Annotated in this window: 13 protein-coding genes; all 13 read left to right on the top strand. The window is 45.5% G+C overall.

Features of this window, described 5'->3' with window-relative positions:
- Window positions 1-11 precede the first annotated feature (11 nt).
- Complete coding sequence (locus NL930_RS01915) at window positions 12-1784, top strand: ABC transporter ATP-binding protein (protein WP_254377115.1); 1773 nt, start codon at window positions 12-14, stop codon at window positions 1782-1784.
- A complete protein-coding gene (locus NL930_RS01920; RefSeq protein ID WP_254377114.1) occupies window positions 1781-3565 on the top strand; it encodes an ABC transporter ATP-binding protein in 1785 nt (594 codons plus the stop codon). The genes NL930_RS01915 and NL930_RS01920 overlap by 4 nt, the downstream gene beginning before the upstream one ends.
- Window positions 3555-4790, top strand: a complete 1236-nt coding sequence (locus NL930_RS01925) for an MFS transporter (protein ID WP_254377113.1) — start codon at window positions 3555-3557, stop codon at window positions 4788-4790. The genes NL930_RS01920 and NL930_RS01925 overlap by 11 nt, the downstream gene beginning before the upstream one ends.
- A 3-nt stretch (window positions 4791-4793) precedes the next feature.
- Window positions 4794-5507, top strand: a complete 714-nt coding sequence (locus tag NL930_RS01930; RefSeq protein ID WP_254377112.1) for a VOC family protein — start codon at window positions 4794-4796, stop codon at window positions 5505-5507.
- Between the two features lie 3 nt (window positions 5508-5510).
- Complete coding sequence (locus NL930_RS01935; RefSeq protein WP_254377111.1) at window positions 5511-6674, top strand: MFS transporter; 1164 nt, start codon at window positions 5511-5513, stop codon at window positions 6672-6674.
- Between the two features lie 52 nt (window positions 6675-6726).
- Entirely contained in the window at window positions 6727-7689 is a 963-nt protein-coding gene (locus NL930_RS01940) for a cation diffusion facilitator family transporter (RefSeq protein WP_254377110.1), read from the top strand.
- Between the two features lie 67 nt (window positions 7690-7756).
- Window positions 7757-8191 carry a TonB-system energizer ExbB gene (gene exbB, locus NL930_RS01945; RefSeq protein ID WP_254377109.1) on the top strand — a complete coding sequence of 145 codons (435 nt, stop codon included), beginning with the start codon at window positions 7757-7759 and terminating at the stop codon, window positions 8189-8191.
- The gene (locus tag NL930_RS01950) at window positions 8169-8552 is read left to right on the top strand and encodes a biopolymer transporter ExbD (RefSeq protein WP_254377108.1); all 384 of its coding nucleotides are present in this window, start codon (window positions 8169-8171) and stop codon (window positions 8550-8552) included. Before exbB ends, NL930_RS01950 begins: the two co-directional genes overlap by 23 nt.
- The gene (gene hemP / locus NL930_RS01955) at window positions 8545-8676 is read left to right on the top strand and encodes a hemin uptake protein HemP (protein WP_354672760.1); all 132 of its coding nucleotides are present in this window, start codon (window positions 8545-8547) and stop codon (window positions 8674-8676) included. The genes NL930_RS01950 and hemP overlap by 8 nt, the downstream gene beginning before the upstream one ends.
- An 18-nt stretch (window positions 8677-8694) precedes the next feature.
- The gene (locus tag NL930_RS01960; protein ID WP_254377107.1) at window positions 8695-9402 is read left to right on the top strand and encodes an energy transducer TonB; all 708 of its coding nucleotides are present in this window, start codon (window positions 8695-8697) and stop codon (window positions 9400-9402) included.
- Window positions 9403-9536: 134 nt separating this feature from the next.
- Window positions 9537-9959 (top strand): hypothetical protein, encoded by a 423-nt coding sequence (locus tag NL930_RS01965; RefSeq protein ID WP_254377106.1) that lies wholly within the window; start codon window positions 9537-9539, stop codon window positions 9957-9959.
- Between the two features lie 322 nt (window positions 9960-10281).
- Entirely contained in the window at window positions 10282-12249 is a 1968-nt protein-coding gene (locus tag NL930_RS01970; protein ID WP_254377105.1) for a TonB-dependent receptor domain-containing protein, read from the top strand.
- Between the two features lie 18 nt (window positions 12250-12267).
- The gene (locus NL930_RS01975) at window positions 12268-12903 is read left to right on the top strand and encodes a DUF4198 domain-containing protein (protein ID WP_254377104.1); all 636 of its coding nucleotides are present in this window, start codon (window positions 12268-12270) and stop codon (window positions 12901-12903) included.
- Window positions 12904-12909 lie beyond the last annotated feature (6 nt).

Genomic DNA, 12909 nt, shown 5'->3' on the forward strand with positions numbered 1-12909 from the left:
AGGATAGATGAATGCAAGAACCAAAAAAGGGGCTATGGGCGATCATGGCTCCTGTTCAACGAGAAATACGCATAGCAATCCTACTCTCGGTTTTAGGAGGGGCGTTGTTGGTTGCGGATATGGCACTTTTAGCGTATGTGATGAACATACCCTTTCATGAAAGTGTACTGTTTTTAGGTTTACATGTAAACTTCTGGGGTGCGTTTAGCGTTTTAGGCATAATCGCTGTGGGCGCATTTGTGCTCTCCAAATATGCCTTTTTGGTTTCGCATCACGGAGCGTTTAAGCTCGAAGAGATTTTGCGCAAAAGGCTCATCGAGCATTTGGCACAAATTCCTCTGGGGCATATCATCACTACAGGTTCGGGTGCGCTGAAAAAGGTGCTTTTGGATGATGTGAAAAACCTGCATGCGTTTGTGGCGGATAGCACGCCGATGATCGGCAAAAGTATCGCCACGCCGATAGCTTCTTTGATCGCGCTTGTGTGGATTGACTGGCGTTTGGCGTTGGCAAGCATCGCCGTTTTAGCCTTAGGCGGCGTGATTATGAGCGTTGTGATGCAAGACTCGGTGGAGCATCGCAAGCAGTATGATGCCTCGCAAGAGCAGATCAATCGTGCCGTCATCGAGTTTGTCCAAGCCATGGGCGTGGTACGGACGTTTGATGATGGAAGCAGTTCGTTTAAACGTTACGCCGATGCGCTTTTGAGTTACAAAGAGTGCCTTAAAGCGTGGATCAATGAGACGGCGGTGAGCGCAAAAATCGGTATGATGATCTTAAGCCCGATGCCGACCCTGCTTGTGGTGGGTGGCGTGGGAAGCTATTTTATTGCCCATGAATCGCTCTCTTTTGCCCCCTTTATTGCAGCACTCCTCATCAGTACAGGGATGGCGGATGCGATGATGCCGCTGATGTGGATGAGTAATTTCATCAAGAAATCGCAAGCCTCCGCCAACCGCATTCAAGAGATTATGGCGATTACGCCTCTGTCTTATCCTGCGCAAACGCTTATCCCCAAGGATGCAAGTGTTGTCTTTGACAATGTCAGTTTCGGTTATGAGGGGCATGAATACGTTTTACACAATGTCAGTTTTGAAGCCTCCGCAGGCAGTGTGACTGCGCTCATTGGACCCTCGGGTGCTGGGAAAAGTACGGTGGCAAAGCTGATTCCGCGTTTTTGGGATGTCAATGAGGGGCGCATTTTTATCGGCGGAGTAGACGTTCGAGATATTGATGCGGAAGTATTAATGGAGCATGTTTCATTTGTCTTTCAAGATACCTTTTTATTTTACGACACGCTCAAAGCCAACATCAAAATGGCAAATCCCCAAGCCAGTGACGATGCCATCATCGAAGCGGCACGTGCGGCGCAGATTCACGATTTTATTATGAGTTTACCGCAAGGGTATGACACTTTAGCAGGCGATAGAGGAACGAGACTTTCAGGCGGGCAAAAACAACGCCTGACCATCGCACGTGCCATTTTACGTAACGCACCCATCGTTATTTTAGATGAAGCCACCGCTTTTGCCGATCCTGAAAACGAAGAGGAGATCGTCAAAGCGCTTGCCAATCTGACCAAGGATAAGACGGTGATTATCATTGCACATCGTCTCAGTACGATTAAAGACGTCGATCAGATTATCGTGTTTGATGAGGGGTGCATTAAAGAGTGCGGGAAACACGAAGTGCTCTTAGCCCAAAAGGGACTTTACGCCTCGCTTTGGGCGAATTACGAAAAAGCGCAACACTGGGATTTACGCACCGCAAAGGAGATCGCATGAGTTCTAAGCATCATCATTATGCACCGCTTCGAAAGGTGTTTGCACTCTCCGTGGAGCTAGCAGGGAGTTATGCCGGCGGTTACAAGCGTAGTTTAGGGCTTTTTACGTTGGCGTTTATCGCACAAGGTATCGCTTTTTGCCTCTTTTATCCTCTGTTAAAAGCGGTGTTTGCGCCGACATTTGTGCTTGGCGATGTGCTTTTTTGGTTTGGTTGGATGACTTTTTTTAGCTTGCTTTTTTGCGTGTTGAAATGGATGGGGCATGATTTTGATTATTCAGGGTACATTGCAGAAGTGACGCACGATTTGCGTACGAAGCTAGGAAGTGCGCTTCGCCAAATGCCCCAAGAAGAGCTGAGTCGCTATAAAACGGGCGAACTCAATGCTATTTTTTCGAGTAACGTCGATGAGTCGGTCATTCATATGGGCGTGGTCGCCTCTTTATTTTTGCAAATTACCGTTGTGCCACTGGTGGTGTTGGTGGTGAGTTTTTTCATTGAATGGCGGCTTGCTCTGGTAATGCTCTGTTTTATACCGATGGTGATACCGCTTTACCTGTGGAAACGTCGTGCAGGTATTGTGGAAAAAAGCGAGTTTAACGAAGCTAATGCAAGACTAGAAGCGGGATTTGTCGAGTATGTTCAAGGACTTCCTGTGCTTCGTGCGCTTAATCAAACAGGCAAAAATGCCCAAAATCTTAACGAAGAGATCTTACATGTAAAGCGTGTTCAAGCCCAAGGCATCGATGCTTCAACCCTGCCGTTGTTGATTATGGGGGTTTTGATCGAGGTGACGTTGTTGGTGCTTTTGGGTGTCGGGAGTTACTTGGTCGATGAGACGCTTTTAGCCCTTCCGACCTTAGCCGCGATGCTGGTCATCGTGTCACGTTTGAGTGAACCGTTGTCGCTTTTTTTAGGTGTCATTCCGATGTTTGACTTGATGGATAGCGCGTTTTTGCACATCAAATCCATTTTAAATACCAAACCTTTAGAACGTCAAACGCCATATGAAGTGCCTAAAACATTTGATGTAGACGTTGAAAATGTTGATTTTAGCTACCGTGGTGAGCGTGATAAAGCCCTTGATAACGTGAGTTTAAGCTTTAAAGAGCGCACGCTGAATGCTATTGTGGGCACTTCAGGCTCAGGCAAAACGACGCTAACGAAGCTTCTCATGCGTTACGCCGATCCGCAAAAAGGGACGATTCGCATCGGTGGGGCGGATGTGCGTGCAATGGATAACGAAATATTGATGAGGCACTTTTCCGTTGTTTTTCAAGACGTGTATCTGTTTGATGACACGATTTTGAATAACATTCGTATGGGAAGAGCCGACGCAAGCGATGAAGAGGTGGAAGAGGCTGCCAAATCGGCGTTTTGCCATGAGTTTATCGCTCGTTTACCGCAGGGTTATCAAACGCGTATCGGCGACATCGGCGGAAGTCTGAGCGGTGGCGAGCGACAACGCATCAGCATCGCACGGGCGATTTTGAAAAATGCGCCGATTGTCATTTTGGATGAGCCGACCGCCGCACTTGATACCGAGAGTGAAGTGGCGGTACAAAAAGCGATTGATGCGCTGGTGCGCGATAAAACGATCATCGTCATCGCTCATCGCCTCTCAACCATCAGCGGTGCGGATACCATTTGTGTCTTTCACGAGGGACGCTTGGTCGAAGAGGGAACGCATGAAAGCTTGGTCGCTAAAGAGGGTAAATACCATGCAATGTGGCGTGCCCAACAACGTATCAAAGCGTGGAATCTTAGCACCCATGTCTGCTAAAACCTCCGTACAACACAAAGCCCTGTTGCTGAATCTTTACGTCTCTCAGTATCTAGGGCTGGGCTTTTTTATGGAGTCGTTGGTTGCCATTTTACGTAAAAATGGGGTTCCTTTAGAGCAGCTGGGGCTGATTTACTCATTGGGACTTTTTATGATGTTTCGCTTTTTGTGGGCGCCTTTGATCGATAAAGTCTGTTTTAGACGATGGGGACATTACCGCACATGGCTCTTTATTTGGCAGAGTTTGATGGTGCTTAGCCTTTTACATGTAAGCCGTTTTGATGTGATAACCGAGCTTCAGCCTTTGTTGATTGGGTGCGCATTTTTTGCCTTTTTTGCGGCGTCGCAAGACATTGCAGTGGATGCACTGGCGTATAAAATCGTCTCAGCCAAAGAGCGTGGCATGGTCAATGCCCTTAAAATCGGCGGTGGGTTAATCGGTATGTTTATCGGCGGTGGATTGGTGTTGATCGTGTATGAGCATTTTGGATGGTTTTACGCCATGTTGATTTTATGCGCAGGCACTGCCACATCGCTTCTACAACTGCTCTTTTTTAAAGAACCCAATGACATTCACACCATCAAAGCGCATGAGCCTTCGTGGAGGGATTTTTACCGTTTTTGGAGCAGTAAATCAAAACGTCGCTGGTTTCTGCTGTTGTTGGCGTATCCCGTGTGCATCAGCGGTGCGTATGGGCTAATGACGCCTATTTTAGTCGATGCAGGGTGGCGGTTGGATCATATTGGGCTGAATATCAGCATCTTCGGCTCACTGTTGGGCATCATCGGAGCGTTTGGGGCTGGGTGGCTGATCGAGCGGTTTGGGCGAAGGCGCATCTTAATTTGGACGCCTTTTGCACAAAGTATCGGTATTTTGTTTTTGTTATTGCCCGCTTTGGGACATGCGCATTTTGGCTTTAGTATGCTGGCGATTGGCTCCGTGATGTTTCTTTACAGCCCCTCAGCTACGGTGCTTTCGACGCTGATGATGGATCATGTGGAACACTCACCCGCACTGGAATATGCGATGCAACACTGTGTTTTTAGTTTTGCCGGTATTGTCTCAGCAGGCATTACGATGAGTTTGGCAGGCACTTTTGGGTATGTCAATGTCATTATCGCCCTTTCGTTAATAGCGGTGTTAACGAGCCTTTTTGCATGGTATCTGAGCGGTGAGGTGGTCGTGAAAGGCGAACATGAAGCACGTGTCGAAGTGATAGGATAAAAAATGCATTTGGATCATATTTTAATTCGGGTCGATTCGTTGGATGAAGCGATTAACGATTTTGAAAAAGCGGGATTTCGGGTATGCCCCGGCAGGGCGGGAAAAAAGCAGTACAACGCATTGATTTATTTTAAAGAAGGGCCGTATCTTGAGCTTTTGGCGCCTTCAACGTTTCCGTGGTTTTTATCTTTCTTACATGTAACGCATTTGAGCTTTATTTTGGGCTATTTCGGTGCGCGCGTGGCACATTTTATCGGTGCCAAAAAGTGCATCTTGGACTGGGCGATCGGCGTGGGAGACGCACGAGCCTATCGTGCGAAACTTGCTTCAAAAGGTGATTTTAGTCGGCTCATAGCCATGTCTAAGGTCAATTGCGAAAACGATCTCGTTTCGTGGGAATTGTTTGCGCCCAAGTGCTTTGAGCTTCCGTTCTTGATCTCCGATTATACCCCTCACGTCGTACCGCATCCGCTTTTTTGCGAGCATCCAAACGGCATTAATTCGATTCAAAAAGTGTGTTACCGCTGGGAAAAACCGCATATCAAAGAGATGACGCTGATCGCAGACAAGACGTTATCGTACGAAAACGATCGATTTCGCGTCGCAATCGGTGCATACGACGTCGTACTGAGTTCTTCTCATGAGGGTATTTTTTTTGATCACACGTATGCTAAAGCGTTGAAACCGCTTGCAGGCTACGGCATTTTGACGGAGTAGGGTATGAAAGAGATGAAGACTTTAATGGTCGTAAATATATTGTGCGTTGCCGCGATGATGGCGTTTTTAGCCGTCGTAGGGCCTTTGATTCGTGCGCTTCGTATGCAAGAGTGGCATGCGGGACTCAGTGTGGCGTTAGCGGGGATTTTATGGGTCGTGATGGCGCGCTACTGGGGGAAGAAAAGCGATCGTATCGGTCGAAAACCGATTTTACTGATCGGCGTTTTAGGGGTTGGGATTTCGTACCTGTTCTTGGCGGTATTTGTCGATTATGCCCTCTTTAACGTGCCCGCATTGGCAATTTCATTGAGTACGATCGTTTTGGTTAGAGGATCGATCGGCGTTTTTTATGCGGCGATTCCCGCCGTCTCTAGTGCACTGATCGCCGATAAGATCGACCCGCAAAATCGAACGGGTTATATGGCGAAACTGGGAGCATCCAACGGTATCGGTATGATTTTAGGACCGGCTCTTGGGGGATTTTTAGCCGTTTACGGCTTGCAGGTTCCGCTCTACACGTTTGCGATTTTACCGATGATCGCCGCAGTTTTGGTCTACAAAACGATTCCTAAAACGCCTAAACATCACGTCGAAGAAATACCGCACCCCAGATGGAGCGACGCACGGTTACGTTTAGCGATGATTGCGGCATTTTTGACGATGTACAGCGTGGTGACCTCACAGGTTTGCTTAGGCTTTTTCGTGCTGGATACCTTGGCGTTAGATGCGAGCGAAACGGCAAAAGTGACGGGCATTATCTTATCGTTAGTCGGTATCTGCTTTATCGTCGCTCAAATTTTTGTCTCCAAGCAAACGCGCGTTACGCCTTACATGTGGTTGCGTATGGGCGGAAGCATCGCGGCACTGGGGTACGGCATTATTTCCGTGACGCATACGCTGATACCTCTTGGCATCGGATTTTGCGTCGCAACGTTCGGTATGGGCTTTATTTTTCCAGCATTTCAGGCGTTAGCCGCCAATAACGTAAGCGAATTAGAACAAGGTGCCGCGGCGGGAACCGTCTCTTCGGCACAAGGCATGGGCATGATCGTAGGACCTATGGCTAGCACGCTTTTGTATAAGATCGATCCGATCGTTCCGTTCGTATTTGCCGCAGTCGCGTTTGCGCTTTTGGTTGTCTTTGCGTTCAGAACATCGCATGTTTAAGAGATTTTAGTCAACTTCGCATTGTTCAAGACACTTTTTAAAAGGATTTTTTATGGTAGCTCGCTTGGAACATCATCATATGCCTCTTGTGAGGCAACACGTATCTTTGCATGGACATGCTCACCATCATACTCACGATGCGAAGACCGATCAAAAAGCCTTGAAACTCTCTTTGGGTATCACCTTTAGCGTGATGATAGCGGAAATTGCATGCGGACTTTATGCTAATTCTTTGGCACTCGTATCGGACGGTATTCACATGTTCACGCACGCGTTTGCTTTGGCTTTATCGTTGTTTGCGATGATTATTGCGACGAAAAAAGCGACGAAAGAGAAGTCGTTCGGTTATTTTAGAGCCGAGATTTTAGCGGCATTGATTAATGGGCTTAGCATCGCTTTTTCCGTTGTTTGGATCGTCTATGAAGCGATTGAACGTTTGGCAACTCCTCAACGTATCCTCAGTGAAGTGACTTTAGGCGTTGCGGTTTTAGGACTTTTGGTTAATATCGTAACCGGTTGGATTTTATACAAAGCCGATCATGACAATCTTAATATCAAATCGGCTTTTTTACATATGTTAACCGATGCACTCTCTTCGGTAGCGATTATCCTCGGGGCAATCGTCATTTATTATACGCAATGGTATAGTTTAGATGCCTTGATCGCCCTTTTAGTCAGCCTTGCCATCGTGCGATGGGCATGGAGTTTAATTAAAGATGCTTCTCATACGCTTTTAGAGGGTTCGCCTTTGGATACGGCGTTAATTGAAAAAGCGCTTTTGGAACATTTTACGTTTATTGCGGGTATCGAAGATATACACTGTTGGGAAATTAGCCATCGGTATTATTGTTTTACCGCGCATATTCGTATTAAATCGTGGACGAAAGCCTCTTCCAACGACATGATTCACACGATCAATCTCTTTTTGGTAAAAAGCTTTGAAATAGCACATAGTACGATTCAGCTTGAGGTCGAAACACCGGTTTCTTTTAGAATAAATGATAAATGTTATTGATTTCATAGAGAATTAAGTTCTAAAAGCCTATCATTATGATAATGGTTATTACAACATATGAGGCACAATGGAAAACATTAAATTAGCCGTGGATTACGGTGCGCTTGGGATTTTGCTTTTGATGAGCATTTTGGTTTTAGGGTATGCGATTGAACGTCTTTTATTTTTTAGAGCGTTACATGTAAAGAGTTATGAGAGTAAAAATAGGCTTGAACGCGATGTTTCAAAGAACTTAACGATCATCTCTTTGATCGGCTCGAACGCTCCTTATGTGGGACTTTTAGGAACGGTCGGCGGTATTATGGTAGTCTTTTATGAGATCGGTATGAGCGGTGGAGCGTTAGATACCTCCAAAGTCATCGTAGGACTGGCGTTGGCACTGAAAGTAACGGCGGCAGGACTCATCGTAGCAATTCCTTCAACCATGATTTACGGTGCGTTTTTACGTAAAGTGGATATTGCCCTTAGTGAGTGGGAAGATGAAATCGCTCAAGCGTGTTGAGGGAATTAACGTCGTCCCGTTAATCGATATTATGCTGGTTCTGTTGACGATCGTTATGACCGTTTCGTCCTTCATTGCTTTGGGAAAAATCGAGATCGCTCTTCCTCAAGCGAGTCATTTTAGTAAAGTTGAACCTAAGTTTTATGAAATCGCCATTACCGCGGATCATCAATTTTTCGTGAATAACGAATTGACGCCGCGCGGTGAACTCTCTTTAAAATTTGAGACGTTAAGCAAAGAAGACTCCGTTGCCATCAGTGCCGATAAGATGTCCTCTTACGAAGATTTCATTTACGTGATCGATCTTTTAAAAGCTAAAGCGATCGACAAAATCGGTATGGTGGTCAACAAAAATGAATGACGACGCGCTAAAAATCGATTCTAAAGAGCTCTTTAAAGAGGGCAATACCGTCCAAATCGTACATAACGGATCGGTGTATACTTTGCGGATTACAAAAGACAACAAATTAATTTTAACGAAATAACTTGTAAAAGGAGAGTTCATGTCGCATCCAACATATAGCATCACGCCGGCAAACTATGAAGGAAGGGCTTTGGGGCTTTCCATGTTCTTACATGTAAGTGTCATCGGCTTTTATTTTTTTTCCTTTCACCCAAAACAGTTGGATATAATACCTTCTCAAACCGTCGTTTTAGAAATTTCCAGCATTGAGCGAAGCGTTCCTAAACCGATAGTCTCGACACCTCCAGAGCCTGTACGTGAAATCAAAAAAGAAGAGCCGATCAAGCCGATAGAAACGCTGAAACCTAAAACAATTTTAAAACCTAAACCAATCGTCCGACAAGAAGTCGCACCAACCCCGATGGTAGAGCCCGTGCATGAAATATCTCAAAGTGCACCCGTACCCGAAACGCAAAGCGTCGCGACGCCTTCTCTATCACCGATTCCTGCTAGCACGCAAAGCGAGCCTTACCTTAAAACCGATTTTGAAATCATTCGCGATAAAGTCCTCTCACGCTTGGTTTATCCTTCCATCGCGCGCCGTATGAGCTGGACGGGCGTCGTTCACGTGGCACTCGTGATCGATACGGACGGTAAGCTCGTCGGTGCGACGATTCATCAAAGCTCCGGTAAATCCGTATTAGACGACGCGGCATTGGAAGCGGCGTTTAAGCTTAAAAGTGACTTACTCCCTAAGCCGCAACGTTTGAGTACGGTTATTTTACCGATCGCGTTTAAACTCAAATAAAAAGCGTATCGCACCGAAGCGTCATGTGTCATACCGGTGTCGCCTTTTGATGCATGACGAAAAAATAGACATGAAACTAACCGACATTGCCGAAAAAAAGGGTTATACTTTATTCTAATTTTCTCAGGAGATCTATGATGAATTTTCTCATTACGGCAAAACTCTTTCATATCGCTTCGGCAATCTTATTTATCGGATGCATTTATTTCCGAAACTTTATCTTACCGCGTGCGCGTTTGGCACTCGATAGTATGCAATTTGAGGCGATGGAAAGTGCTATGTCTCCGCGTACGCGGATGATGGGCAAAATCAACAATACGATTTTACTTTTGAGCGGACTTTTCTTGGCTTACACGTATTATGAGCCGACGAATGCACTCTTACATGTCAAGATGGCGTTTGGATTGAGTGTTATCACGATGTTTTTCGGTGCTCCCCTCATTATGCACCGTTTTACGGGTGACAAAAAGCGTCAAATCAAGACGGTTTACCATCATATGATGTTTGCATTGATGGTGGGCATCGTCATTCTCTCCCAAACGATGTTTGCCTTTTAATACACTCTTTTTAATAATTTTCATCTATTTTTGAGATAATTTTTACTAAAAAATCTTTTGACGACTCCTTTAATAGGTTTCGTTTAAATGCCCTAATTTAGGCAGGAACGACACGCAAAATACTCCATTTAATGATAAAGATTATCAAACTTATAGGATATTAAGTTTCGACTCTTTATAATGCGGCAACGGTTTAAGACAGAGCCAGCCACGTTTTTACTCAGCCAGCCACACTCTTGATAACGATACGTTACCACCTTTAGTTTACTTCATGAAAAATACAACGTGAACACACTTAAGTTACGAAGACGAAGGAGCTTGTATGCGTAAAAACGATGTTTTAAAGATGAGTTTGGCGACGGCATTGTACGTCACGCCTCAAATTCTTTTAGCGGATGCGTTCGTGACGCTAGAAAGCGTTACCTTGATGGAAGAAGCGCAAAGCGGTATCGGCGAAGCGAAGATCATCTCCCAAGAGAGCTTGGAAAAAAACCAAGCCAAAGAGATGAAAGAGGTTTTCAAAGATGAACCTTCCATCAGCGTCGGCGGTGGAGCTAGAAACGCTCAACGCGTTTACCTTCGCGGTATTGAAGGGACGAACCTCAATATCACGATTGACGGAGCAAAGCAAGGCGGTAGCTTGTTTCAGCATATGGGCGACGTCGGAAGCATTGATCCAACACTTCTCAAAAGCGTGGAAGTTTCAACCATTGCGGGAGCCGATAAAGGCAACGGAGCTTTAGGCGGAAGTCTTGCGTTTGAAACGGTGGATGCGCAAGATTTGCTTCGTAAAGATCAAGATTTGGGTGCGGCGATTCGCGGCGGGTATTACGGTGCATCTGAGGGTTACAGCGGCGGAGCATCGGTGTACGGTCGTATGAACGCCAACAGCGGTTTATTGGTCGATATTTCAGGCGTGCATCAAGAAGATTATCGCACCGGCGGAGGCGACGATGCGGACAACACGGCCGTTAAAGATCGAAACTATTTTATCAAATATAGTTTGTTAGATTATTACGATCAAAGTTTAAAAATCGGAGTGACTCATACGACCAATGAGGGATATTATATCGCAACGGGTGCCGGTAGCGATATGGGCGTGCCCAACCCCAATGCCGCAACCAGCCGTATCGTAACGACGCGCGATACCTATACGTTGGATCATCGTTACGATCCGCAAAGTGATTGGATCGATGTAAAAACCAATGTTTATTATAACGACCGTAATTATAAAAACAAAAGCAACGCAACGGATGTTACGAGTCAAAACTACGGAGGAAAAATCAAAAACGACTTCAGTTTTCAAACGGGAAACTTGAATCACCTCTTTTCGGTCGGTATGGATTATGACATCGAAGACGGCATTACGAAAACCTCTTCAGGCGATATTACCAATACTTCAAAAACGTTGGGAGCTTTTGCACAAGGCAGTTCAAACTATAAGATCGCGACACTGAAATACGGCGTGCGTTTCGACGACTACTCGATCGAGTATGGCCCTAGACATGAAGTTACGGGGAGTGAATTTTCTCCTAATGTAGGTTTAGATATTGAAGTGTTTGAGGGTTTGAGTGCGTTTACCAACTACAGCGAATCGATCAAAATCGGCAGTATTATTCCCGTTCAATGGCTCTCGAATACCAAAACGACAACGACATTTAACGGCAGTTTAAACGGTGATTTGGAACCCGAAACTTCGAGACAAATAGAAGGCGGACTTCGTTATAAGAAAAGCGGACTTTTTGCCGATAACGATCGTGCTAGTGCCGGAATCAGCATCTTTAAAACCACTATTTCAAACTTAATCTCTAAAAGTCCTGCCGGCGGCGGTACGGTCAATGATATTTATAACGACGACGTGGATGTTATTTCGAAAGGTTATGAATTGAAAACGACGTACGACTTAAATCCGTACAGAACATCGCTTGGCTTTATTCATGCCGATGTCGAAAACGAAAACGGAGTTGCTATTTTAAGCAGACGAGTTGCCGGTTCTGTTGGCGACACGTTGATATGGAACACTACATGGGTATTAAATCCGCAAATAGAGTTGGGTTATACCCTAAACGCAGTCGGAGGACTTGACGATGAAATCGTACGTCCGGGTTATGCGGTACACGATCTATCGGTGCAGTATAAACCCGCATCGCTTAAAAACCTAACGCTCCATTTTGCGGTTAATAATATCTTCGATAAAGAGTACTATGCCCAAACGTCGCTTGAAAACGGCGATACCTTGGTCGAAGAGATCGGTCGCGAATTTCGCGCTTCCTTTAAATACGTCTTTTAAACATCTTAAGGAGAAAACATGAAAAAAAGTTTATTGGCACTCATGACAATCGTCGGACTATCCGCTCCCTTGGCGGCACATCAGCTTTGGCTTGAACGTGAAGGAAGCGTGATTAACGCGTACTTCGGGCATTGGCCGAATTTTAAAGAAAAAGAGAGCGGCGAGCGTCTCAAAGCGATCAAAGGTATCGAAATTAGCCCGAAAGAGGCATATCTTAAAACGCTCAGAGGAGAAGACGGCGTTGCCGTTTTCGTGAATACAATAGGCGACATCGGTCTTACCGAAGCGATGGAACCGCGCAAGGGTAAAATGGTTGATTTTACGGTGCGCACGATCTTTTTAGCCCGTGAAGGTCGAAGCGAGAGCAAAACGCTTTTAGAACTCGATATGGTGCCCGAAGCTTCTCATAGCAATACCTTTACCCTAATGCTCAACAACAAACCGCTTCCTAAAACAAAAGTCGTTCTAACCGCACCCAATACATGGAGCAAAAACTTTATGAGCGATGAAGCGGGAAAAGTGACGTTGCAGACTCCTTGGCTTGGAGATTATGTAGCGCAACTTGATTACACCGACAAAACCAAAGGTGAAGTCAACGGAAAAACGTACGAGCAGACCAACTACGTTATGACCTTGCACTTTAGCGTTAAATAAGCAGTT

Source organism: Sulfurospirillum sp. hDNRA2 (genome assembly GCF_024206095.2).
Lineage (GTDB): Bacteria > Campylobacterota > Campylobacteria > Campylobacterales > Sulfurospirillaceae > Sulfurospirillum.